The organism is Vibrio sp. J2-3(2022) (assembly GCF_021725735.1).
Lineage (GTDB): Bacteria > Pseudomonadota > Gammaproteobacteria > Enterobacterales > Vibrionaceae > Vibrio > Vibrio diabolicus.
Genome location: NZ_JAKKCK010000003.1, coordinates 362,531 through 387,490 on the forward strand (window position 1 = coordinate 362,531; position 24,960 = coordinate 387,490).

General features: G+C 42.6%; 24 protein-coding genes. 12 read left to right on the top strand and 12 right to left on the bottom strand.

Annotation, left to right across the window (positions count from 1 at the left end; all coding sequences use genetic code 11):
* Positions 1-4: 4 nt before the first annotated feature.
* The 4 genes from L3V27_RS14125 to L3V27_RS14140 form a co-directional block, all read right to left on the bottom strand.
* Entirely contained in the window at positions 5-1,195 is a 1,191-nt protein-coding gene (locus tag L3V27_RS14125; protein ID WP_047009447.1) for a UDP-N-acetylglucosamine 4,6-dehydratase, read from the bottom strand.
* Positions 1,196-1,314: 119 nt separating this feature from the next.
* The gene (locus tag L3V27_RS14130; RefSeq protein WP_047009446.1) at positions 1,315-2,304 is read right to left on the bottom strand and encodes a Wzz/FepE/Etk N-terminal domain-containing protein; all 990 of its coding nucleotides are present in this window, start codon (positions 2,302-2,304) and stop codon (positions 1,315-1,317) included.
* A 174-nt stretch (positions 2,305-2,478) separates the two neighbouring features.
* Entirely contained in the window at positions 2,479-5,181 is a 2,703-nt protein-coding gene (locus L3V27_RS14135) for an SLBB domain-containing protein (RefSeq protein ID WP_047009445.1), read from the bottom strand.
* Between the two features lie 64 nt (positions 5,182-5,245).
* Positions 5,246-5,764 carry an outer membrane beta-barrel protein gene (locus L3V27_RS14140; protein WP_025795463.1) on the bottom strand — a complete coding sequence of 173 codons (519 nt, stop codon included), beginning with the start codon at positions 5,762-5,764 and terminating at the stop codon, positions 5,246-5,248.
* Between the two features lie 404 nt (positions 5,765-6,168).
* On the opposite strand from L3V27_RS14140, the gene L3V27_RS14145 reads away from it, so the two are divergent.
* The 12 genes from L3V27_RS14145 to L3V27_RS14200 all read left to right on the top strand — a co-directional run bounded on the left by L3V27_RS14145 (position 6,169) and on the right by L3V27_RS14200 (position 18,345).
* The gene (locus tag L3V27_RS14145) at positions 6,169-6,390 is read left to right on the top strand and encodes a hypothetical protein (protein WP_005535462.1); all 222 of its coding nucleotides are present in this window, start codon (positions 6,169-6,171) and stop codon (positions 6,388-6,390) included.
* 68 nt (positions 6,391-6,458) lie between these two features.
* Complete coding sequence (locus L3V27_RS14150) at positions 6,459-7,139, top strand: YjbF family lipoprotein (protein ID WP_047009444.1); 681 nt, start codon at positions 6,459-6,461, stop codon at positions 7,137-7,139.
* Positions 7,136-7,894 carry a capsule biosynthesis GfcC family protein gene (locus L3V27_RS14155; RefSeq protein ID WP_237312109.1) on the top strand — a complete coding sequence of 253 codons (759 nt, stop codon included), beginning with the start codon at positions 7,136-7,138 and terminating at the stop codon, positions 7,892-7,894. Before L3V27_RS14150 ends, L3V27_RS14155 begins: the two co-directional genes overlap by 4 nt.
* Complete coding sequence (locus L3V27_RS14160; protein ID WP_237312111.1) at positions 7,891-10,086, top strand: YjbH domain-containing protein; 2,196 nt, start codon at positions 7,891-7,893, stop codon at positions 10,084-10,086. The genes L3V27_RS14155 and L3V27_RS14160 overlap by 4 nt, the downstream gene beginning before the upstream one ends.
* A gap of 148 nt (positions 10,087-10,234) precedes the next feature.
* Positions 10,235-11,176 carry an ADP-glyceromanno-heptose 6-epimerase gene (gene rfaD / locus L3V27_RS14165; protein ID WP_237312113.1) on the top strand — a complete coding sequence of 314 codons (942 nt, stop codon included), beginning with the start codon at positions 10,235-10,237 and terminating at the stop codon, positions 11,174-11,176.
* A gap of 127 nt (positions 11,177-11,303) precedes the next feature.
* Positions 11,304-12,290, top strand: coding sequence for a lauroyl-Kdo(2)-lipid IV(A) myristoyltransferase (gene lpxM, locus L3V27_RS14170; protein WP_237312115.1), 987 nt, complete (start codon positions 11,304-11,306; stop codon positions 12,288-12,290).
* A complete protein-coding gene (locus L3V27_RS14175; RefSeq protein ID WP_237312117.1) occupies positions 12,287-13,009 on the top strand; it encodes a glycosyltransferase family 25 protein in 723 nt (240 codons plus the stop codon). Before lpxM ends, L3V27_RS14175 begins: the two co-directional genes overlap by 4 nt.
* Complete coding sequence (gene waaF / locus L3V27_RS14180; RefSeq protein WP_237312118.1) at positions 13,006-14,061, top strand: lipopolysaccharide heptosyltransferase II; 1,056 nt, start codon at positions 13,006-13,008, stop codon at positions 14,059-14,061. The genes L3V27_RS14175 and waaF overlap by 4 nt, the downstream gene beginning before the upstream one ends.
* Positions 14,055-15,329: a lipid IV(A) 3-deoxy-D-manno-octulosonic acid transferase gene (gene waaA / locus L3V27_RS14185; protein WP_237312120.1), complete on the top strand. Its 1,275-nt coding sequence runs from the start codon at positions 14,055-14,057 to the stop codon at positions 15,327-15,329. The genes waaF and waaA overlap by 7 nt, the downstream gene beginning before the upstream one ends.
* A gap of 103 nt (positions 15,330-15,432) precedes the next feature.
* Positions 15,433-17,043, top strand: coding sequence for an aldolase catalytic domain-containing protein (locus L3V27_RS14190; RefSeq protein ID WP_237312122.1), 1,611 nt, complete (start codon positions 15,433-15,435; stop codon positions 17,041-17,043).
* Entirely contained in the window at positions 17,027-17,662 is a 636-nt protein-coding gene (locus L3V27_RS14195; protein WP_047009435.1) for an HAD hydrolase-like protein, read from the top strand. The genes L3V27_RS14190 and L3V27_RS14195 overlap by 17 nt, the downstream gene beginning before the upstream one ends.
* A 2-nt stretch (positions 17,663-17,664) precedes the next feature.
* A complete protein-coding gene (locus L3V27_RS14200; RefSeq protein ID WP_047009434.1) occupies positions 17,665-18,345 on the top strand; it encodes an acylneuraminate cytidylyltransferase in 681 nt (226 codons plus the stop codon).
* 65 nt (positions 18,346-18,410) lie between these two features.
* Here L3V27_RS14200 and L3V27_RS14205 read toward each other — a convergent pair whose 3' ends face one another.
* From L3V27_RS14205 to L3V27_RS14240, 8 genes are all read right to left on the bottom strand, one after another.
* Entirely contained in the window at positions 18,411-19,274 is an 864-nt protein-coding gene (locus L3V27_RS14205; protein ID WP_086046452.1) for a hypothetical protein, read from the bottom strand.
* Entirely contained in the window at positions 19,271-20,203 is a 933-nt protein-coding gene (locus L3V27_RS14210; RefSeq protein ID WP_047009432.1) for a glycosyltransferase family 2 protein, read from the bottom strand. The genes L3V27_RS14205 and L3V27_RS14210 overlap by 4 nt, the downstream gene beginning before the upstream one ends.
* Entirely contained in the window at positions 20,200-21,309 is a 1,110-nt protein-coding gene (locus L3V27_RS14215; RefSeq protein WP_213904777.1) for a DegT/DnrJ/EryC1/StrS family aminotransferase, read from the bottom strand. The genes L3V27_RS14210 and L3V27_RS14215 overlap by 4 nt, the downstream gene beginning before the upstream one ends.
* Positions 21,302-21,772 carry an acyltransferase gene (locus tag L3V27_RS14220; RefSeq protein ID WP_047009430.1) on the bottom strand — a complete coding sequence of 157 codons (471 nt, stop codon included), beginning with the start codon at positions 21,770-21,772 and terminating at the stop codon, positions 21,302-21,304. Before L3V27_RS14220 ends, L3V27_RS14215 begins: the two co-directional genes overlap by 8 nt.
* Complete coding sequence (locus L3V27_RS14225; RefSeq protein ID WP_053306496.1) at positions 21,750-22,169, bottom strand: FdtA/QdtA family cupin domain-containing protein; 420 nt, start codon at positions 22,167-22,169, stop codon at positions 21,750-21,752. The genes L3V27_RS14220 and L3V27_RS14225 overlap by 23 nt, the downstream gene beginning before the upstream one ends.
* Entirely contained in the window at positions 22,170-23,036 is an 867-nt protein-coding gene (gene rfbA, locus L3V27_RS14230) for a glucose-1-phosphate thymidylyltransferase RfbA (RefSeq protein ID WP_104974584.1), read from the bottom strand.
* Positions 23,036-24,100 carry a dTDP-glucose 4,6-dehydratase gene (rfbB, locus tag L3V27_RS14235; protein ID WP_237312124.1) on the bottom strand — a complete coding sequence of 355 codons (1,065 nt, stop codon included), beginning with the start codon at positions 24,098-24,100 and terminating at the stop codon, positions 23,036-23,038. The genes rfbA and rfbB overlap by 1 nt, the downstream gene beginning before the upstream one ends.
* 144 nt (positions 24,101-24,244) lie before the next feature.
* The gene (locus L3V27_RS14240; protein ID WP_237312125.1) at positions 24,245-24,955 is read right to left on the bottom strand and encodes a 3-deoxy-D-manno-octulosonic acid kinase; all 711 of its coding nucleotides are present in this window, start codon (positions 24,953-24,955) and stop codon (positions 24,245-24,247) included.
* Positions 24,956-24,960 lie beyond the last annotated feature (5 nt).

A 24,960-nucleotide genomic window follows, 5' to 3' on the forward strand; every position in this document is an offset into this window, starting at 1 on the left:
CCACTTACATCTTGCTATCGAGGTATTTACCCGTTTCTTTGTGTCCAAAATCAGGAATCATTGTAAAGAACAATTCTACAATTTGCTCTTTAGTCCAAGCTTGCTCACCTTTCATCTCAGAAATGCTGTTTTCAAACAAAGTAAGAAGCTCTTGCTTATAAAGAGGATCATTTTTGATAATGCCTAGATTTTCGAATCTAGACATATCCAACTCTTCTTTGTCTGTAAAAAACTCTTCAAAGTCTTTCTCGCCAGTGGTATCACTCGTCGTAAACAAGCATGGCCACTTACCCTGCTCTGGAAGCGTATGTGCTAGTTGACGCGCTTCTTCTTCTGTTTCACACAAGTGAGGCTTATAGCCCAATTGCTCTAAGTACTTCACTGCAATATCAGCAAACGAGATAAGGTGCAAAGCTTCACTCAGTTTCGGAAAGAAAATGTCACGGTTTTCACCAAAGATACAAGACATTAAACATAGTTCACCCGACTCTTGAGGCGTAACAAAGTAGCGTTTGATGTCATTTGGCGCCACGATAGGTTGGCGCTTTTGGATGCGTTGGTTAAATCCGTGCAGCAGCGAGCCATCAGAGAATGCCACATTTGCAAAGCGAGCAGTTGAGATCGTCATTTGCTCACTTTTACGCATCAAGAACATCTCCATAATTCGCTTTGACGCTCCCATCATATTAACTGGGTTTGCTGCTTTATCTGTTGAAACACAGAAGTATTTTTTCGAGCCCGCATCAATAGACTGCTGAATGGTTTTATCTGTATTAAAGACGTTTACATCAATCATACGCATCAATGTATAAGGATCTTTTTCACTTCTAACATGCTTGAGCGCAGATAAGTTCAATACATAGTCAAACTTACCATCGGCTTTTATGAATGCGTCGTACTCTAGAGAACCAATATCCAAAGCAAATGTCTGGAAATCACCATCAATGTAACCAAATGAGCTACGGATATCTCGAACAAGCTCTACCATGTTGTTTTCACTAATATCGACAACATGCAACTTCTTAGGATTACGCTTGAAGATTTCTTTAGTTACAGCTTGGCCAATGGAACCTGCACCACCAAGAACAAGGAAACTGGACTCAGAAACAATGCGTGAGAGTTCTACTTCATGGTTTTCAATATCTTGTGTGAATAAGGCTTCGGTACGGCCAATCAATGGCAATATACTACTCATCTTAAACGTTCCTAACTTGACGTTAATGTAAATTTTTTAACCCTCAGAACTTAATATGGTGAGGGCCAATCGAAAAACTCAAAATAAATCTAGAGAACTTTTCTAGACTGCTCACTCCGTTATAGAGCTGCCTCTTTCTGTGTTCCCAATTCACTTTCCCTTTTTAAAGCGAAGCGAACTAATACCATAACGATACTAAGCACTCCTCCTAAAAGGGTACCTAGAACGCAAATCATCGCACGATTAGGGCCATTTTTAACTTCCGAAACAATAGCTGGGTCAACTGTTTTGAAAATAAATTCTTCTTGAACTTCTGCGAGCATTAAGCTTTTTGTCTGCTCTTCAATAAGTTTGTAGAAAGTACTTTGCATATCCGCAACAGCTGTTTTTTGTAGTTGCGAGTTCAAATAAGCTAAGTTCTGTGAGGTTTCTGCGATAGTTCGCTCTCGCATAACTTTATTGATATCTTCAATCAACCAGTCAACCCACCGTTTGGCAATATGGGGAGAGTAGTACTTAATTGAAACAGTATATAACCCACTCTCTTTATCTTGGGAAACATCGAAAACATCTTTCATAAAGACTTCGTAGGCTTCCTGAGCTGTCGGTTTCGCCCCCCGTAAGCCATCAGGCTCTCTGAGCCACTTGTCTTCATTTACGTCATATAAATCTTCATCGAAGAGCAACTTATCGTTAGTCAAATCCCAACCATTTACAGCGACTAAAGGCACAAGTAAGTTATGTTTCTCAATAAATGTGTCTACGAATCGACGAGACTTCATAACTTGTACTGCTAACTCAGTCTGTGAAGACTCCCCCGCTCCAATGTTCACGCCAGCTAAAGCAGCTAGGCCACCTAGTTGACTAGCCATATTAGATAATCCACCACCATTTGATCGCTCAGTAGGGGAAAGTAATGCATCTGATTTATATATATTAGGTAAACTTAGCGCATAGATTACAGAGCCAACGGCAAAGATAAACGTAATAGCAATAATTATCCATTTCCCCCCCCAGAGGGCTTTGAATAGTTCAACTAAGTCAATTTCATCGTCTACTAAGGTGGAGGTATTTGTAAGAGATGATTGAGGTTCTTTTTGAGGTTCCATTGGGTAAAATCCTAAGGATCTGAGAGACTTGAGTCTACGTAGGCACTTTGTCCATACATTTTTATAAAACTGCGGATACTATAATATGGATACAATTTCCTGCTAAGTACGATATTCAACTCTTAACTGGCAAGCCAAAGTGGGAACGTTACGTCCCCACTCACTATCTTCATATTATTTTAATGCATTAATAGCTACACCAGTTTGATACAGTATCTGCGTTGCAGCTGTCCATGTACTTAACGCATCGCGGTAGTCAGTGTCAATTGGTACGACAATTGTGTCACCAGCCTTTAGCTCTTCTTTATTATTTCCAAACCAGTAGCCAGATGAAGGCTTATAAACAGAACCATCTGCACGTACTACAAAAATACGGTCTTCGTCCGCTTGCTTTTTAGCACCACCAGCTTTATTCAGATAATCATCAACATCGAGTTTGTTATCCAACAAGTAGGTAATTGGAACCTGAACTTCTCCCATGATTGAGACTGTGTTGCGGAAGGTCGGCACAAAGAGGAAGTCTCCATCTTCTAGCATAAAATCTGCTGAACGCTCACCCTTTAAGATACGGTTTAACTGTACCACCATACGGCCAAGTGCTTTGCTGCGACTTGCCTCCTCAACAAATGCTAACGTTTTTTCTGGGTCTGAAATTACAGAGCCTATATTACTATCTGCTCGAAACGTTTTCTTCGCGGTTTCTTTACGCATATCCGCTGCATATTGATTTAAGAGCTTCTGCTCTTGTAAGCGTAATGCTTCACGCGTAAATATTGCTCCTTGAGGGTGAGCAAACTCGGTTAGACCACCCGCTCGCTCCAATAACTCATTCAGAGTTTCACCTTGACGCACGGTATAGGTTCCAGGGAAACGAACTTCACCCTGTAAAGTGACTGTACTTTGTAGCTTCACATTTGGCTTTTCTAGGATGTTCAAACGATCTCGGCCTACGATAATTGCATCGTCCGAAGCACTGCCTTGGATTGCTTTACGCAAATCAATACGTTCAACATCAATATACGCACGCTCATCCGCACTATTAATCGCGGTTCGCGCTAGTTCTGCATTAATTGTGAATGCGTTGTAAGTCAAACCACCAGCAGCTTCAATAAGCGTTGATACCGTCATTCTTGGAGTGATCGGGTAGCGCCCTGGGTGCTTCACTTCACCAAAGACTTCAGCAATTTGAGGGGCTAGCCCCAAACGAGACTGTTGCTGAAGTTGTAACAACACTGGGGCAAGTAAAGTGCGACGAGTATTTTGCTTCAGCTTTTCAAAGTCTTCCTCTGTAATCTCTTTACCACGGAAAATGATTTTAGCTGGTTTCGCCTGCTCTGTGGCGTTCTGGTTGTTCAGCATACCGTTTTCTGAATGCGAAACGGCAACAGAAGAGCTCATCACTTCTTGCTCTTTCTGTTGTTCCAGCTCAGCTTGCTCTTGCGCTTGCTCCAATGTTTTTGCTTTTGAAACAGCCTCTTGTGTTGCCAATGTATCCAAATCTTCGTTATTAAAGCGGTTGAAAACCAATATACGATCTCGTGATTGTAACTGGAGGTTGTCTCGGCTACCTGGTGATAGAATTGCGTTGGCTAAACTTAGTTGGAACACTTCAATATCACGCTGTGGATTAATCTCTCTTACCACAACGGCATAGTTAACATCAGCTGTAGAATTAAAAGCTGAGTCAACAGATTTGAAAAGATCGGCAACACGAAGGCCATTGCGCCATTCCACATAGCCAGGATGACGAACATCCCCCTCTATCTGCACGTAACGAGTAAGCTCTTCGCTTTTTTTCAAGATCTTGATGGCATCACCATTTTTAACTTTACTCTGTCGATCTTGCGTTTTATTGAAATCAAGCGTCAAAGCCTCACGAGCGCCATGTGAAGCGTAGCGTTTTATCTCCAACTGCTCGACATGAGCATTCGCAGTAAAACCACCAGCCATCTGAATAAGTTGTTGGTAAGTTTCACCGGCCTTGACTTCATAAATTGCCGGACGGTTGATCTCGCCCTCTATAGACACTGTATCGTTAACAGAACCAATTAAAACAACATCATCCGGTAGTAAGCGCACATCATTACTTGCATCACCTTTTAGTAAAAGGTCATACATATCCAACTTACGAATGATTTTACCATCACGCTTTAGCTGGATATCTCTCAGCGCCCCACTCTCACCAAAACCGCCGCTGTAATAAATAGCTTGTGAAATTGTCGTTAATGCGCTAACCGTGTAGGCACCAGGCTTATATGCATCCCCCATGACAAACACTTGCATGGTGCGCAATTCACCCAATGAAATATCGCTACGCACACCAATCATTTGCTCTTTTACACGTTGCGTCAGAGAGTCTCGAACATCAGAAAAGTGCATGCCAGCAACATTTACCGGCCCAAGTGAGGGGAAGTTGATTGTGCCTGCGCGATTTACACGTAAGCGATGTGTTTCATTCTCCTTACCAAACAACTGCACAATGATTTCATCACCTGCACCCACGGTGTAATTTGCTGGCACAGGAACATCACTGATCGGAGCAAAAGTGCTTGGAGAACCAGCAAAAAGATCTAAACCAAAACGTTTAAGCTCTTCCTGCTCACCTTTTTTGAGCCATTGTTCTTCGATATTGGAAGATACAGCGCCACTAGATTCAGCTCTAGGTTTGATGACTTGCGGGTTTTCGTAAGGAGACTTGTTTGAAGATGAACTAGAAGGAATGGAGAAACCATATTTACTCGCCAAGGCCTGTTGTTGGTCGGCGGGTAGATTTTGAAACATTTTCATTTGTTCTGGAGTGGGTGTTTGTGCCATTGAATAAGACGCAAACGTACTTGCCAATATAAAAGCGGCAATAGAGAAATATCCTTTAAACATGGTATGTCACTATAATAATTGAATAAAAGACCCTAGCCCCAAGTTTGAGCTCTAGGTATTTAAATTAGAAACGGTGCTGAAAACCCAATGTAATCGAGTTAAGGCGAACTTGGTCTTCAGAGACGTTATCAACGAACTCAAATATCACCGCGCTTTGGTTATTTAAAGCGTAGTGCATACCTAACCCAAAACTAAATCCTTGTTCTTTGTGAGAACCTACATTTTGTAGATCAAGCTGAACGCTTGAATACCCAGCTAAACCATAAAGTGCAACTCGCTCTGAAACCGGCATATTCAACTTAACAAAGCCGCTCAAAGCGCTATCAACGGCAAGACCACTATCACGTTGAACTGATGTCCCATAACGTCCTTCGAGACCAATGTAGTCATTAAAGAAGTACCCTGCTTGCGCACTAAGAAGGAAAGGACTCCCCTCTTTTACGGACTCAGAAGACGAGCTTTTCAATTCTGCATTTGAGTAGCTCACTAACGCACCAGCATAAAAATCGGCTGACGCTGAAAAAGAACTCAGGCTTAAGCCCAGTGCACTAAGTATTCCTAAACAATGCTGCTTTCTTATCACGTAAAAGTCCCTAGTACTGGTAATAATATGGGCTGCCAAAGCAAAGTTAAGCGTGCTATGCAGGCCATTAAATACTGAAGAGTTGGCACGCTACCGCCCTGAGGCGTTGAGCGTAAGCCACTGTATCGCTTTCTATATGGTGTAAGTAAAAACGACCTATTGACTCCAAGCCTCTAGTGCTGGAGGAAATAGGCCGACAAATTATGCACTCTTGATAGTTTATCAGCAAGCAAGGGAGCAAGATAACCGCACAATGTCACGCTGGTGTTAGAAATGAGATCGTAAGCCATAGCAAAATAAGAAACTATTTACATGCTAAGGCTTTTTTATCTAGAATATAATTTGGAGCATTTTTTATGCTACCAAACATCGATGTTTTTATACCGGATATACAAGGATTAATAATGAAGAATACAGCTCTAGCTATTCTTATGGCTTTAAGCGCATCAACTGCATTTGCAGCAGAAGAAGCAGGTTCAGCAGGCGCAGCTTCTGCCTCTGCAACAGGCACAACAGCTGTAGCAGTAGGTGCGGCAGCAGCAGTAACTGTAGTAGCAGTTGCGGCGTCAGATAGCGACTCAACATCTACTTCAACATCTACTTCTACTTCTACTTCTACAAACTAATTTCGTTTTGTAGATAGAAGATAATCGCCCTGAATGACTCAGGGCGATTTTATTTGTAAGAGGGAATAATGAATATCTTCCGAACGTCTAAATGGATACGCCCACTTCTCACTCTTCCGCTATTCACCTTACTCTTTGGCTGTACACAAAAGTTCAATGATGTATCAGCCACAGTCCAAGAAGCATACGGTAACTACATCGATGTAGAGATGACCCCAGAAGAAATAAAAGCCGTTCCTTATGCCAGTGCCTATTTAAAACTTGGGAATCAAAAACAGGTCTTTGTTGTTTTAGCTTTTGCAGAGCGAAATCCTCTCAATGGAATAATACAACTGAAATGGGTAAGTGCTGACAAAGCTATGATCGTTACGGAGAATGGGCATATCGTCAAAACGATAGGTCTGCAGAATGGGGACTTAGCGGGTGTTTATGGTGACGTGCCAGATTTTTCTTCAGATTCAGCCTCCGTGAACTACACACTCTCATATGATTGGGCAAAACAATACCGTTATGGCTTTCCTGCACATGTAACGCGTTCTTACTCAGGTCAAGAAACGTTAACAACACCAATTTCTAACGCGATGACCAGTGTATATAAAGAAGTCGTTGAGTTTAGTAGTCTTTCTCAATCGGTCGAAAACCTTTATTGGGTTAATGAACAAGGTCAGGTTGTCAAAACCTTACAATATTTAGGACCGAAGATGATTCCGGTTGAGTTAACCATTTTAAAGGGGTATAGCAAATCATGAGCAAACGACTACTCACTTTATTCGGTTTGGTCATGCCGCTTTTGAGCACACATGGCTTCGCTCAAACAGAAAGCTCTACTACACAGCCATTAAATGTTAAGTTGCTGGAGGTAAGCAAACAGCTACAATTCCAAGGGCCTGCTCGTTTAGAAAGTGTGTTAGCACTTGCTACGGAGCAAAACGTCTCACTACAATATTCTCTTGGTACGACTTTGTTTGATAAATCAGATCATGCCGAGAAAACCTCTACCGCTTTAAAGAACTCGGTACTCAATCAAATGATTCAACACAATTTGGTTGCACATCCATTCTACAAATTTATTCAGAAGCAAAACTTTGCACCACGCTTACTGTCTGCGATCGATGTTGATAAAATTCGACTAAATAAATTCGACAACCCACTGTTGCGCGGCAATTACCTGCTCGCAAGCCCTCTACGCGAAGAAAAAGTGTACTTCCTGGGAAACCTAAATAGCGTGTATTCCATTAAGGAGCAGGCAGGCATCCCTTTGCAGAGACAATTAGAGAATTTGAAAAGTAACATTGGTACGTTATCAACACCGCCAGTGTTGATCTACCCAGATGGTCACGTAGTTAAGCCGCATCACGGAGCTTGGTTAACAACACAATATTACTTACCACCTCTGACATTGGTATATATTCCGTTTGGTGAACTTGAATACTCCGAAATGGACCAAGACATTGTCCGCCTACTCACTCAACTGATACCAAATTCCACAAAGAGACCGCAATGATGCCAATTAGAAAAAGCTTAACCCTTTCTTTAATGGGCCCAGCATTGGTTTGGGCTCAAGACATGCCCTTTGAGGCTCCCACGTTACAGCCTTCTCAGTCTGACTTTGGTGGTGTTGGCTTAATGCAGATGCCAACCGGACGTATGGCACCAGAAGGTGAGTTCAACTTTTCTGTCACTGGAAGTGATGAATACCTTTTTTACAATGTCACTCTGCAACTCATGCCTTGGTTGGAAACAACCATTCGTTACACTTCCGTTCGAGATTTACTTTATAGTAGTGATCCGAGTTTCTCCGGAGATACTAACTTCACCGATAAAGGTATTGACTTCAAAATTCGTTTACTGAACGAATCAGAATACCTTCCCGAACTTTCGCTTGGAGTGAGAGATTTTGCGGGCACTGGATTATTCGATGGAGAATACATAGCGGCAACCAAGCGATACTCCAATCCAAAGTTAGGTACCTTTGATTTTACCTTAGGTATGGGCTGGGGTTCGCTAGGCACTCGTGACAATATTTCTAATCCGGCTTGTAAACTATCAGAGCGATTTTGTGAACGCCCTGCCGATTTTTTAGAAACGGGTGGGACAACCAACTTTGACCGTGTGTTCAAGGGAGATGCAGCATTGTTTGGTGGTGTTGAATATCAGACATTACACGCCCCTCTTCGCTTCAAGCTTGAGTACGACAGTAACGATTACAGCGAAGAATTCCCTGTGGTAAGCGGTGGCGTAGACATGACTCCACATACACCGTGGAACTTTGGTGTGCTCTATCGTCTAGGAATGGCTGATTTTCGTTTAAGTTATGAACGCGGCGACACTTTGGTCGCAGGCTTAACACTAAACACTAATTTCAATGACATGCCATCTTTTTGGCGAGACACACCTACGCCAGAAGTAGAAAGCAATCAGCCAGAAGAACTGTCTGATGTTGACTGGGAACGTGTAACAGAAGATTTAGACAAAATTGCAGGTTACCAAAACACGCGCATTTATGTTGATGACAACACCGTAACTGTCGTTGGTGAACAGAAGAAATATCGTGACCGTACAGAGGCACATGAAAAAGCGGCGGCTGTACTTCATAATGAAATGCCTAAAAGTATTGATACCTATGCGATCAATGAACGTAGCCGAGGCTTAGTCGGCGAACAAACGATTATTTCCAAGGAGAAATATCGCGACTTTGCCCAAGTTAATTACATCAACCCCAAAATAGAAGATGCAACCGCAAAAGCTAACAATAAGCCAAGTGGAGAATCTGTCTATGATGGTTTTGAACGTTTTGATTGGGGCTTTGCACCGAAGCTTGTTCAAACTCTCGGTAACGCAGAAGATTTCTACCTCTTTAGTGTGGGGCTAAGCGGTAATGCCTCATACTGGCTGACAGACAACCTTGAAATTGGCGGCTCGTTGTACTGGGATTGGTATAACAACTACGATAAGTTTAACTATGTAACTCCACCTGATGGTACTACTGTTCCTCGCGTTCGTACCATGTTCCGCGCTTACCAAAATGAACATGCTATAACCATGTCAAACTTACAATTGACTTGGTTCCAAGAGTATTCCGATACCATGGATCAACAATTCTACGCGGGTTATCTGGAGAGCATGTTTGCTGGAGTCGGTACCGAGTTTCTTTACCGACCACAAGGAGCTAACTGGGCGATTGGCGCTGACGTCAACGTAATTTCTCAACGTGATCCACAAAGTTACTTCGGTGTTTACGATGAGAAATGGCAAAACGTGCCAGAATATGGACGTCCGTTCCAAGTTATTGATAAAGGATTCACTGGTTTTGTATCTGGTTACTACTACCCTCAATGGGAATTCCTGCAAGATTTGATGATCCAAGTCGATGTTGGTCAGTTCCTAGCTGGCGATGTTGGTACACAAATCAATGTTTCTAAGCAGTTCAAGAGTGGCGTAATTGCTGGCGCCTTTGCCTCATTTACAGACTTGTCTGCGGACGAATTTGGTGAAGGTAGCTTTACTAAAGGTTTCTACTTGTCGATTCCGTTTGACATCATGACCGTTAAGCCAAGTAACAATCGTGCGAACTTTAGTTGGCAGCCTCTTACTCGTGACGGAGGGCAGAAGCTCGGCCGCAAATACAGCTTAATTGAGTTAACCGACGAACGAAATCCTTGGTACCAAAGACCTAACCGTTCGGATGTGGAATAATAAAGTAATCAAGGGAGCTGCGGCTCCCTTTTTCATATCTAGATACTGAGTCATAGAAGACTAAAACCTATCTTCCTGCTTCCAATAGCGCTACTTTTCGTTTCTTGCTAGAATTCCTGAGAAAATTTTAATCTATGGTGGAAGTTCTATGATCATCGTAACTGGTGGCGCTGGCATGATCGGCAGCAACATTGTTAAAGCACTAAACGAAGCTGGTATTAACGATATCCTGGTTGTCGACAACCTAAAAAATGGAAAAAAATTTAAGAACTTAGTTGATCTGGACATCACAGATTACATGGATCGTGACGACTTTCTGACCCAAATTATGGCGGGCGATGATTTTGGTCCGATTGAGGCAATTTTCCACGAAGGTGCTTGCTCTGCAACGACTGAGTGGGATGGTAAGTACATGATGCTAAACAACTACGAGTACTCTAAAGAGCTGCTTCATTACTGTTTAGATCGCGAGATTCCATTCCTATACGCTTCTTCAGCAGCAACTTACGGCGATACAGATACTTTCGTTGAAGAACGCGAATACGAAGGCGCACTGAATGTATACGGTTACTCGAAACAGCAGTTTGATAACTACGTTCGTCGCCTATGGCAAGACGCTGAAGAACATGGTGAGCCCCTTTCTCAAATCACCGGCTTCCGCTACTTCAACGTATATGGCCCACGTGAAGACCACAAAGGTAGCATGGCATCAGTTGCGTTCCACCTAAACAACCAACTTAACGCAGGTGAAAATCCTAAATTGTTCGCGGGCAGCGAATCATTCAAACGCGACTTCGTTTACGTTGGTGATGTCTGTAAAGTAAACCTGTGGTTCTTAGAAAACAGCGTATCAGGCATTTTTAACTGTGGCACTGGCCGTGCTGAATCTTTTGAAGAGGTAGCAAAAGCAGTTATCAAGCATCATGGCAAAGGCCAAATTGAAACCATCCCATTCCCTGAGCACCTAAAAGGCGCTTACCAAGAATTCACACAAGCGGATCTGACCAAACTGCGCACCGCAGGCTGTGATGTTGAATTCAAGACAGTTGCAGAAGGCGTTGCCGAATACTTGACTATCCAAAACAGTTAAGCACCACAAGGTGGTAGAACCATAACCTGCCACCTTTACTCAAGTGCAATAGCCTGTATCATTCCTAACTATCTTTTTTCTCATTTAAACCACTTCGCCCGTACACGAATAGGTAACTAGACACGCCATGACCATAAAACGTGATGACTTCGACCCTAAAGCATATAACCCTGAGTTTAAGCGCCACTTTCTGTCGCCTAAGTACTGGGGCACGTGGTTAGGTGTTCTCTTATTTTTACCTTTATCATTAATGCCACTGGGTTTACAAAAGTGGTTGGCGAAAACCATAGCCAAAAAACTGTCGAAATCCCACAAAGGGCCAGCTCACCGAGCGAGGGTTAACTTTGAGCTGTGTTTTCCAGAAAAGTCGTTCCAAGAACGTGAAGCTTTGATAGAAAAAACACTCTACACAGCAGCCATGTTCTTTTTTCGCTTCGGATTACTAAGTTTACGCTCACCAAAGTGGCTTCAGAACCGTTGCCAAATTCGCGGCCTAGACATTTTACGACAGCACATTGATAACAACGAAAATGTGATTTTAATGGTTCCCCACTCTTGGGCAATTGATGTGCCTGCTATCTTGCTCGCTTCAATGGGAATGCCAGTTTCTGCAATGGCGAAGAAACAAAAGAATGATGTTGCTGACTGGCTGATGCACAAGCAAAGAGTTCAATACGGTGGTCGTGTTTATGAACGCTCAGGTGGCATTAAGCCTTTTCTGAAATCCATTCGAGATGGCTATGTGGGGTATTATCTACCCGATCAAGATCACGGCCCAGAGCATAGTGTGTTTGTCGATTTTTTTGCCACACGTAAAGCAACGCTACCTGGTTTAGGCAAAATTGCAAAACTATCACGCTCAAAAGTACTGCCTCTATTTGCGTCGATGAACACTGAAGATGGTACGTTTGATATTGAGATTTTACCAGCGTTTGAGCTGGATAAAGGCGAAGAGCAAGATGCTCGTACCTGTAATGAAGCCATTGAATATTTTGTCGATGATAAACCCGAACAATATATGTGGGTACTGCAGTTGCTGCACTCTCAAGAAGACGGCAATAACTATTACAATTTGTTTAAACCAAGATATAACAGCGACTGGAAAGTGCAGTGAAAGTATTTGTCGTAAGCTTGGCTCGATCGCTAGATCGCCGAGAACGTATTGAAGAAAAGTTAAAACAACAAGGCATTAGGTTTGAGTTTTTTGATGCCGTAGATGGCTCTGTTGGCCGTTTTCTTCATTCAGAAAAAAGTCGTCCAACCATTACTCTACGCCGCAAAGGGTATCAATTAAAAACCAGTGAAGTCGCCTGTTTTGCAAGCCATTACGAGTTGTGGGTTCGCTGTATTGAGCTTGATGAACCGATCGTCATCTTAGAAGACAACGTCGACCCCGTAGAGGGGCTAAAGCAAGTACTCGAACATACCCTTCCATTGACTTCTAATTATGACTATATCAAGTTGTCTGCTACTCAGAAGCGTGTATTCACCCCTATCGTACCGATTGATGATAATCATATGTTAGGGGGCTACTCTGCTGGAACTTGTGGTACCACCGCATATATTGTCACACCTAAAGCAGCCTCAAAGTTTGTTATGCATGCTCAAGAGTTTATTGAACCAGTCGATGACTACATGGAAAAACCATGGAGACATGGTGTTCAAGTTTACAGCGTGTCTCCAGATCTTTTTACTAGAGCTGAGATTGCTTCGACGATTGGTTGTAAAAGAAAAGATAAATCCAAAATGACTCTTGCGAATAAAATATACGCTGAACTTTTTAGAACTTATGAGTCAATTTTGAAATTCCTATACTGGAAAAACAAAGCATGAAGATTTTAGTCATTGGCCCTGCGTGGGTCGGCGATATGGTAATGTCGCAATCGTTATATATCGTATTAAAGCAACGCCATCCAGATAGCCAAATTGACGTTATCGCTCCAGGATGGTGTAAACCGATTCTTGAGCGTATGCCAGAAATCCACCAAGCGATTGAAATGCCTATCGGTCATGGTGAGTTTAACTTATTAGGCCGCAGGGAAATTGGTAAATCATTACGTGAAAAGCAATATGACCATGCCTATATCTTGCCTAAATCAGCGAAATCAGCACTGATCCCATGGTTTGCAAACATTCCTCTTCGTACTGGCTGGAAGGGAGAAATGCGCTATGGTTTATTGAATGACTTACGCCCTAACATGAAGTCTTTTCAGTACATGGTAGAGCGCTATGTAGCGTTAGCTTATCCAAAAGCAGAAATGGTGGATTCTAACTCTCTTGGCGGGCTTGAAACCTTGCCTCGCCCACGCCTTGCAATCAACGCGGCAGAGCAACAAGCCTCGCTCAAAAAGTTCAACTTAACGCAAGACCAACCAATCATTGGACTGTGCCCAGGAGCAGAGTTTGGTCCTGCCAAAAAATGGCCCGAAACACACTACGCTGAAGTTGCGACGCAAATGGCTCGATCTGGGCATCAAATCTGGTTGTTTGGTTCTCAAAAAGACTTAGAGACTTGTAACAATATCCGCGCACTTGTCCCGACGCAATTCCATGAGAACATTCATGTTCTAGCAGGCCAAACCAGCTTAATTGAAGCGGTCGATCTACTTGCTGCATGCAAGACTGTTGTCGCGAATGACTCAGGCTTAATGCATGTGGCTGCTGCGGTTGGTTGTAATGTTGTTGCCGTGTATGGCTCAACTTCACCGAAGTACACCCCCCCACTCGCAGAAAAAGTGGAGATTGTTCATACCGATATTGATTGTCGCCCTTGTTTTCAGCGTGAATGTCAATACAAACACCTTAAGTGCTTGACAGAACTTTCGCCTAAGCAAGTGCTAGATAGTATCCAAAAACTTGACGCCATTACGATAAGCTCATGTTAGTTCGTATTGTTTATACCTTACTACTCGCTCTAGCGTCACCGCTGCTTTTATTTGGTTTGTACAAGAGCAAACCAAATAAGCCTAAGTTCGGCTCTCGCTGGAGAGAGCACTTTGGCATAACTCCCAAGCTAAAAAGCAACGACAAACCTATTTGGATACATGCCGTATCTGTTGGTGAAAGCATAGCAGCAACACCTTTAATCAAAGCCCTTAAGGAACAAAACCCCGAACAATCTATTCTAGTTACTACAACAACAAGTACCGGAGCTGAACAGATTGCTAAGTTGGGTGATTTAGTTGAACACCGCTATATGCCAATTGACTTTGGGTTCGCTATCAAAGGTTTTCTTAAAGCAGTGCAACCAAAACAGATGTTGATCATTGAGACTGAGCTGTGGCCAAACACGCTTCACAATGTTCACAAAGCGGGTATCCCTATAACTGTCGTGAATGCGCGCCTATCTGAAAAATCGTGTAAGAACTACACCAAAATACAGCGGCTTTTTAACCAACTTCATCCATGCCTAACTCAAGTACTCTGCCAAACAGCTTCAGATGCAGAGCGCTTTGAACGCCTAGGCGTCGAGAAAAAGAAACTATCCGTTACCGGTTCTATTAAGTTCGATATTCAAATATCAGAGCAAGTGAAACAGCAAGGACAGCAACTTCGTGCTCAGCTCGGAAACGATCGTCCGATTTGGATTGCAGCTAGCACCCACAAAGGCGAAGACGAGCAGGTATTAGATGCGCATAGACAAGTTTTAAAATCTCATCCAAATGCTTTACTTATTTTGGTTCCTCGACATCCAGAACGATTTGATGATGTATTCACGCTTTGCCAACAGCAAGGCTTTAGCACTGTGCGTCGTACTTCAACGCATGCAGTAGAGACAAATACTCAAGTCTATCTCGGCGATACAATGGGTGAGATGCTAACGTTGATAGGCGCAGCGGACATCTGCTTTATGGGTGGAAGCCTAATTGGAGATAAGGTTGGTGGGCACAATGTGCTAGAGCCTGCCATGTTAGAAAAAGTCATCATTACTGGCCCCAGCTATTTCAACTTTAAGGAGATTGTTGAAAACTTACTAGCTGTGGATGGTATCTTAATTGTGCCAGACTCAACGACCCTTGCCCTAAGGACTACAGAGATCATTTCTCAACAAGATAAATATTTACTCCGAGCTTTGCATGCTAATAAATGGGCCTCATCCAATCAAGGCGCTCTAAACCGAACAATGAGCTTACTCCCCCAAAGTGATAAGTAATAACTTAATAATTAGTTTGATAAATACCTCACTTTTACTATTAAGCTTGTATGTTTTACTGTACTAAGCACTTTACCTGTTTAACTTAAAAAGAATATCCATTATGCAAAAAATTTTAGACTGTACTCTTCGCGATGGTGGCTACTATAACCACTGGGACTTTTCACCAGAAGTCGTTGACGCTTACCTCACAGCAGTTGCAAAAGCTAAAATTGATTATGTTGAGTTAGGGCTTCGTAACTATCCTAAGTCTGTTTACAGTGGTCCATTTGCTTATACGACTGAAGAGTTTCTAAACACGCTACACCTACCGAAAGGTCCGACATACGGCGTAATGGTTGACGCAAGAACTTTGCTAGATGCGGGTAAACCTGTTGTCGCTGCCATCAATGATCTTTTTGTACCAGCACAAGAAAGTAAAGTTGATCTCGTTCGTATCGCGGCACATTTCAATGAAGCAGAGCAGTGTGAAAGCATGATTAAAGCTTTCAAAGAAATGGGATATATCGTTGGTTTAAATCTGATGCAAGCGGGCGGAAAACCATCCGAGGTTATAGCGGAAAAAGTACAGGCGGTAGCAAAAGCAAACCCTGACGTCATCTATTTTGCTGACTCTCTCGGTAATATGGATAGTGCAGAAGTCACTCGCATTGCCGAAATTGTAAAGCAAAACTGGGATGGCGACATTGGCATCCACACCCATAACAACATGGGTCAAGCAATGTCTAATACGATGACAGCTCGTTCGAATGGTGTTACATGGTTGGATGTAACCGTTACCGGAATGGGACGAGGCGCTGGGAACGCCCAGACCGAAAACCTGCTCGCTGAACTTGATGGACTAGATAAATACTTGCCAACAGCAATATATGAACTAGTTATTCGCCATTTTGAACCAATGCAAAGAAGATACGGTTGGGGTTCAAGCCTTCTATATTACTTGGGAGCCAAAAACGATATTCACCCAACTTATATTCAAAATATGCTTTCTAATCCTAATTACGGAACAGAAGAAATTGTTGGCGCTATCGAGCATTTAAAAAAACTAGAAGGTACGACAAGCTACAATGGTGATGTCTTAGAAGAAGCGCTTACTGTAGGGAAAATAAGCCAACCAACTGAAAGCCAATCAGACCTATCAGGGATCTTTTCAGGAAAAGAAATTTTACTGGTCACTAATACGCCCAATGCTGCAACACATAGAGTCGCGATCGAGACATACATTAAGACTAGAAAGCCTATCGTAATTGGCATCAATACAAAGCATGAGATTAACACTGAGCTTTTCGATTACTTTGCTGTATCTCATAACTCTAAATACTTGTCAGAAAGCAGCCATTACTCAGAGGTAGCCAAACCCGTATTTTTGCCAAAGAACCGCTTTGACGAAGACGAGCTAAGTAAATTTAGTAATATTTCTATGATTGATTACAGTAGCACCATAGAGAAGGATACTCTCACCGCCCATAAAAACTACTGTACACTACCGTATGACAATACCGCTGCATATGCGTTATGTATCGCTTTTATAGGTCAAGCGCAGAAGATATCTCTCGTTGGTTTTGATGGTTATGATGTGACTGACCGACGCCAAATGGAAATGAATGAGATCTTTAGCATGGTTAGTCAGCAGTTTGGAAGTACATCAATTCAAGCGTTAACCCCAACCACTTATCCAGTAAAAGCAGGGTCTATTTATGCACCCGCTATTTAATGGCTATGATACTGTTATTTTTGACTGCGATGGCGTGATCCTAGACTCAAATAACCTAAAAATTGATGCCATGCGTAATGCTTTACGCATGGCCCAAGTATCAGAGCTCGAAATAGACAATTGTTGCAATTACTTTAAAGCTAATTTTGGCAAATCGCGTTTTCATCATGTGAGTTACTTTGTTGAACATTTCATCTTAAATACAGATGAAGCATTGTACGAACGTATATTAAGCTTCTACTCAAAGCAGTGTGAAGAGCTATACATGGAAGCTCAACTAACGCCTAATTTTATTGCAGCAATTACAGATTGCCCAGCCAAACTCTATGTAGCGAGTGGATCTGCTCAAGACGAATTACGAGAAGTATTTGTTAAAAGAAAGCTGGCGCAATATTTTACGTTAATTCTAGGATCACCTACCGCGAAAGCAGATAACGTTGCAACCATCCTAAAGGAGTCTTCAGGCACGGCTCTAATGATCGGTGACGCATTATCAGACTTTCACGCAGCCAAAGAGAATAATATTGATTTTCTTGGCTATCTTCCTTTTTCAAATGTAAAAGAAGAGCTTGAAAGCTTATCAAAAAGTGAAGGTTTCAATATTCTAAGGAGTTGGTAAGCATGAGTGTCCATGTCTTTTTACCATGCCGAAAAGGCAGTGAACGTATCCCAAACAAAAACACCAAAGACTTTGCTGGTGTAAAAGGTGGGTTGCTAAAAATCAAACTGGATCAGTTAATCAATATAACTGATCTAGATTCGATAGTCGTATCTTCAAACGACGACGTTGTTCTAGAGTTTGCTTCAACATATAAAGATTCTCGCATACGAATAGATGAACGCCCAGAGCACTTAGGCTCAAGTTCAACAAGCACTGATGATCTTATTAGATACGTTCCTTCGATTATTACTACAGGTCACGTACTTTGGACTCATGTAACCTCGCCTTTCCTCGATGAATCCGGTTATCGTGCAATTCTAAAACAATATCTCGCGAGCCTCTCTGAAGGATATGATTCATTAATGACAGTCAAAGAGCTACGCGGTTTTATTTGGAATAAAGACAGACCGATTAGCTACGATCGTAATATAGAAAAATGGCCAAGAACTCAGACGATTGAACCTTTGTATGAAATCGATAGCTCAGTCTTTTTAAATAGCGTCGAAAACTACAAAAAACTAAATGACCGAATTGGACTAAAGCCTTCGATGTACATACAGGATGCAGAGAGCTCAATTGATATAGATTGGCCAGAAGACTTTACTTTCGCAGAGTCCGTTTGGTTACAGAAAAATAGATAAATAATCATAGGTAAGTGGGCATTACCATTGTAGCGTCTACTTACCTGTAATACTTACCTGTAATTTCACCGCCGAGGGTAAGCATCGATCATAGAAAAATTAGACCTATTTATGACTTTTACCCCTTTTAGCTCTGCCCATTTATTCAGCAGTTGATGTGCATAAAACGTCAGAAAAGTTAATCGCATCAAGTCCGTCATGTTAAAAGGTTTGATCTTTTGAGGGTTTTCTAGAAGTGGCAACTTCTCTTCTTTTCCATAGAAATGCTTGTAGACCATATAAAGCTGGTTATTTTCTTGATCGACATGGACATCATTATGGAAGCTCATATCTGCCCCAAATATTTCCACTGAATCATATTCACATAAAATTGCCACATACACAGCAAAGATAAGAACATTTACAGCTGGAGGTGCAACAATACCTGAAGATAATGCTATTGGCCCATATTTAATATTGGTTACATTACTAGGAATTGCTCGAAGCACTTTTACAGCTATGTTGCTATTTTTGATATTTCCCTGAATGAACGCTATGTCTGCAAAGTCAGGAATAATCAATTGCATTTTCCAAGACACAAGTTCGTTTAGATCTTTAAACAATTTATCTCTTTTTTCCACCAACGAACTATGAGTGGCTTCATCCCAGAAATAGCTATCAATCAAAATATATTTATTGGGCTTCAAAGTCGTAAAGTGCTCAGACTCCGAAAAGTGATTCACAGCAATCACATCAGTATCTGTACTGATATTATTAATATCTGATTTTAAGGATGGTCCATTACCTAAAACTGTACATTTCTCATATGTACGATAAAAGTCTTTAGGTGAGTCAGTACTTTTATCACTTCGTTTTTTGAATGAACGGAAAGTTGAAGCAAAATGCCTCTTCATACTTATCGATTGCTTTATATTTCTAATTGTACTCATTTTAACCTACGCAAAACTTTTAAAACCGTTCGATAATCCAATGTTTTAACAAGATAACAAATCGCTTCGCTGTACAAAGCAAAATTTGATTGTGGAAGCGATGCCATAAACTCAGCGGAACGCATCCGTTTTTTAATCGCACTCACAGCTTCATTGGCATTTTTACTCTGTGCATCTCGTAAGTTCATTTTAAGATCTTGCAGCTCACGCTGAGCATTGATAACTGTGTTGTTATATTTTTCTTCGCGTGTTTCTTTTGCGAACGTTGATATGCCACCTAGTCGATATTGAATCCATTTTTTGTTTTCATGATGAATACCATTTAACAAAAAGGCTCGGAGGACATTGATGCGATCTTCATTGATGATGTCTTTGTTGTAAGGAGCAAACTCGTTCAGTACATCCGAGGTAAAAGCGGCGCAACAACCATCTACTGCACACTTTCTATTAATAATATTTTCGAGTGTGTAAGGCTTTTTATTTTGCTTGATCGATTCAAATGGCTCAATGATATCGCCTTGCTCAGAAATTTTGTCGTAACCACCAATAATTAAGCTTGGTTTACCATTTTTCAACCAAGTTTCATAAGTTTCCTCAACTCGGTTAGGCATCGCTATATCATCGCCAGCTTGTACAATAATGAGCTTATTTTGGTATTGCCCCCGCAAGGAGTTGATTTGGCTAACTAAACCAACATTTTGCGTATTGTGGCGATATTCAATATTTAATCCTTTAGGCGCAAACTCTAAAAGCGATAGAATCTTTTCATGGCTATCATCTGGAGAGCAATCGTCCAATACTAACAGCTGGCTCGGCCATGCTGTTTGATGTAATGCCGCCGGAAGCGTTTTATCGAGATAACTTGATTGTTTGTAGCAAAAGAAGACATAAACCACATCTTCTAATACTTGCACATGCTCTTGTGTCATTGCTCAACCTTAAAAGAGTTGATTGCATCGACCACTTTTTGACTCTCGTCTTCACTCAAGTAGGGCGACATCGGCAATGACAGCACTTCATTTTGCAACTGCTCCGTCAGCGGCAATGACAGATGACTGAACTCTTTATAAGCCTGCTGTTTATGCGGCGCTATCGGGTAATGTACTTGTGTCTGAATACCATGCTCTGATAAATGCTTAACCAATGCATCTCGGTGTGAAGTTCGCACCACAAACAAATGCCATACATGTGCCTCAGGCTCAGCTACTTCCGGTAAGATAATATTCGGGTTGTTGATTTCACGTAAGTAAAATTCCGCCAACTCCTGACGCGCTTTCGTCTGCGCTGGAAGGTAGTTCAGTTTCACTGACAACATCGCCGACTGAATTTCATCCAAACGACTGTTCAATCCTTGATAAAGATTCTGGTATTTAACATGAGAGCCGTAGTTACGAAGGGCACGCAAAGTTTCTGCCAGCTCATCATCGCTGGTCGTAATAGCACCACCATCACCTAACGCACCTAGGTTTTTACCCGGATAGAAGCTAAAACCTGAGGCATCCCCCCATGCGCCAGATTTCTTACCAGCAAGTGTCGCACCATGAGACTGAGCGCTGTCTTCCAGCACGAGAAGATTGTGTTTTGTCGCCAACGCCATAATCGCTGGCATATCGGCTAACTGACCATACAAATGCACCGGCAAAATCACTTTAGTCTTTTCTGTAATCGCCGCTTCAATCGCTTCAGGACTGATATTGTGAGTCTGCTCATCCGGCTCCACAAACACCGGTACCAAGTCCGCTTCGGTGACCGCCAATACCGATGCGATATAGGTATTACCCGGTACGATAACTTCATCACCTTTGTTGATTTTTCCTAGCTCTCGCCAAGCCTTTAACGTCAGTGTTAAAGCATCTAGACCGTTCGCAACGCCTATACAGTGTTTAACACCACAGTAGTCAGCAAATGCTTGTTCAAACTTTTCAGTTTCCTTGCCAAGAATATACCAGCCAGATTCAATCACGCGTGCACAGGCTTGTTTCAATTCGTCTTCGTACTCGGAATTTAAGCGCTTTAGCTCTAAAAAATTAACCATTATTTTTCTCTACATAACGTACTATCTTGGCTGGGCTTCCAACCACAACCGCATAGTCTGGCACTGAACGGGTGACCACACTGCCTGCACCAACCATCGCATTTTTTCCGATGGTTATGCCGGGCAAAATTGTGGCATTGGCGCCAATGGAGGCGCCTGACAGGATTTTTGTTTTTGGAAATGCCTCTGGCCATACTTTTGAACGTGGGAACTTGTCGTTCGTGAAAGCCGCTGCTGGACCAATGAACACATCATCTTCAATTTCAATGCCATCCCAGAGGTAAACGCCACACTTTACGGTGACTCTATCTCCTAGGACCACATCATTCTCGATGAAGGTATGCGCACAGATATTACAGTCACGACCAATTTTAGCCCCAGCAAGGACCACGGCAAATTGCCAAATAGATGTCCCCTCGCCAATCGCCGATGAAGCAACATCACTGAGTGCATGAATTCGCATGGGCTACCTCTTTAAGAAATGTGTCATAGTCACGGATATAGTCGGCTTCATCGTATAACTCACTGGCTACGACCATCAGTACACAATCTTCAGAAAAGTCGTGCATCTCACGCCATTTTAACCCTTTGATATGCAGTCCTACATCGGGAGAGGAAAGCGTCACTGTCTCTTTCGTGGTGCCATCATCAATGACGAAAGTCACGCTACCTTTCATACAGATAGCGACTTGCTCTAAGTCGTAGTGCGCATGAAAGCCTCTTGCTAAACCGCTTTGTGTATCAAAGATGTAGTAAATGCGTTTGATATCAAAAGGAATGTTTTTATGTTGCTCTAACGAGATTAATGAGCCTCGCTCATCACCCATTTTCTGAAAAGATATTAGCGGTATATTCGACATTTATTCTTCCAATAACTCTAGAAGATAGCGGCCATAATCGTTTTTAGATAAGGCTTTTCCTGCAGCTTGAATGTGCTCTCGTGTTAACCATCCTCGGCGATACGCAATCTCTTCTAAGCAAGCAACTTTGTAGCCCTGACGCTTCTCGATCGTTTCGACAAAATGCGCCGCTTCAAGCAAGCTGCCGTGTGTCCCCGTGTCTAACCACGCAAAGCCGCGCCCTAGTACGTCAACCGTCAACTTCCCTTGCTCTAGGTAAGCTTGGTTAATACTCGTAATTTCTAGCTCGCCACGATGGGACGGTTGGATGGTTTTGGCAATTTCCACGACGCGATTATCGTAAAAATACAGCCCTGTCACGGCGTAATTGGATTTTGGCTCGACTGGCTTCTCTTCAATCGATAGCGCTCTCATCTCTTCGTCAAATTCCACAACACCAAAGCGCTCTGGGTCTTTCACTTTATAACCAAAGACTGTCGCACCTTCCGTTAAGGCAGCAGCTTGCTGCAACTTCGGCGTGAACCCCTGCCCATAAAAGATGTTGTCACCCAGCACTAAACATACTGAATCATCGCCAATGAATTCTTCACCAATGATGAAGGCTTGAGCTAAGCCGTCTGGACTTGGTTGAATCGCGTATTGCAACTCAATGCCAAACTCTGAGCCATCACCTAATAGGCGCTGAAAACCCTCCAGGTCTTCTGGCGTGGTGATGATCAAGATTTCACGAATGCCAGCAAGCATGAGTACCGACAACGGGTAGTAAATCATTGGTTTGTCATAAACCGGCAGTAACTGCTTAGAGACACCGCGTGTAATAGGGTAAAGGCGAGTGCCCGAGCCGCCTGCTAAAATAATACCTTTCATTATTCGCCCGCTCCTAGTCGCTCAAGACTGTATGAGCCATCAAGCACACGCTGCCACCATTGCGGATTATTGAGGTACCATTCCACGGTTTTGCGAATACCGCTTTCAAACGTTTCTTCTGGCGTCCAGCCAAGCTCTTGAGCGATCTTGGTGGCATCAATTGCGTAACGCACATCATGACCAGGTCGATCTTTGACATAAGTGATCAAAGATTCATAAGACTCGACCCCGGCCGGCTTGTCTGGTCGCAACTCTTCAAGCAAAGCACAAATGGTTTTCACCACTTCGATGTTTGCTTTTTCGTTATGGCCACCAATGTTGTAGGTTTCACCGACTTCACCTTCGTTGACCACTTTGTACAGCGCGCGTGCATGATCTTCCACAAACAGCCAATCTCGGATTTGCATACCATCGCCATACACAGGCAACGGCTTGCCGTCGAGGGCATTTAAAATCATCAGAGGGATCAACTTCTCTGGGAAGTGGTACGGGCCATAGTTGTTTGAGCAATTGGTGACAAGTGTCGGTAAGCCATAAGTACGTTGCCAAGCGCGAACCAGATGATCGCTCGAGGCTTTTGACGCTGAATATGGGCTACTCGGCGCGTATGAAGTGGTTTCGGTGAACAAATCATCCGTCCCCTCTAAATCGCCGTACACTTCGTCCGTAGAAATATGATGAAAACGGAATGCCGATTGGCGCGCTTCATCTAGGCTCGACCAATATTGACGGGCCGCTTCGAGCAGATGGTAAGTGCCCATCACGTTGGTCTCAATAAAAGCAGCAGGACCATCAATAGAACGATCGACATGAGATTCGGCGGCCAAATGCATCACCCTATCGGGTTGATGCTCTGAAAAAACGCGGTCTAGTTCAGCTCGGTCACAGATATCCACTTGCTCGAAGTAGTAACGTTCACTATCTGAGAAATCAACCAGTGACTCTAGATTCCCTGCGTAGGTCAGTTTATCTAAATTGATAACGGTATCTTGGGTGTCACGAATGATATGTCGGACAACAGCTGACCCAATGAAGCCTGCTCCACCGGTTACTAATATTTTCATTACAAATGTTACCTACGTTAATTTGTGTGCCATCAGATACACATGAATACTTTATGATTATTGTAGTTTATAGACTCACTCGAGCATCGTTAGACTCAAGAGGGCTTACTTAGAGCAATTAATGCAAAATAATAAAAAACTCAATTAAGATTGAGAAGCATAACCGTCCTGCAAATGCTCAAAATCGGATTCTTGCCAAATAATCTGTCGCTTTAAACGCTCTTTATTAAATGAACGCAGGAGTCTACTTAGATTTTGATCTTTCCAATCACCAGAAGTTTCAAAACGACACTTATCAAAATCGATAATCCATACCTTATCTTTGTCGTCGATCAAGATATTATGGATATTCAAATCGGTATGGTTAACGCCAACCTGATGCATCTTGGCAATTTCTTGCCCTATTTTTTGATACATGTCTGCCGATAAAGACTGTTCTTGCAAGATACTAACCAGATCTCTGGCGTTTGGGATTCGCTCACTTAATAAATCAGCTTGATAGAAGAACCCTGACTTTACGGCTCTTGCTGCAATTGGACGAGGAACGTGCACCCCAGCCTCGATTAGCGCCAATAAAAGCTGAAACTCTTGCGCACTACGGGTGTTATCCCAGCCAGAGAACCAATAATGATCGTTAACCAACTTCCCAAACAAACCGCCACGACGGTAATGACGCAGTGCTGCTTGCATGTTCTCTAGTTGGATAAACCATGTCGTGCCTCGCCCCGTCGCACTGCCAACCACCTTGTCTAAGGACTGCCAGTATTCCGCATCAAATATCGGTTGGCTAGGGTCTGTAAGGATCTCGTCATCAAACCAGATCATTTGGTTGTTGTTTTGATACTGTTGAGTCACGCGCT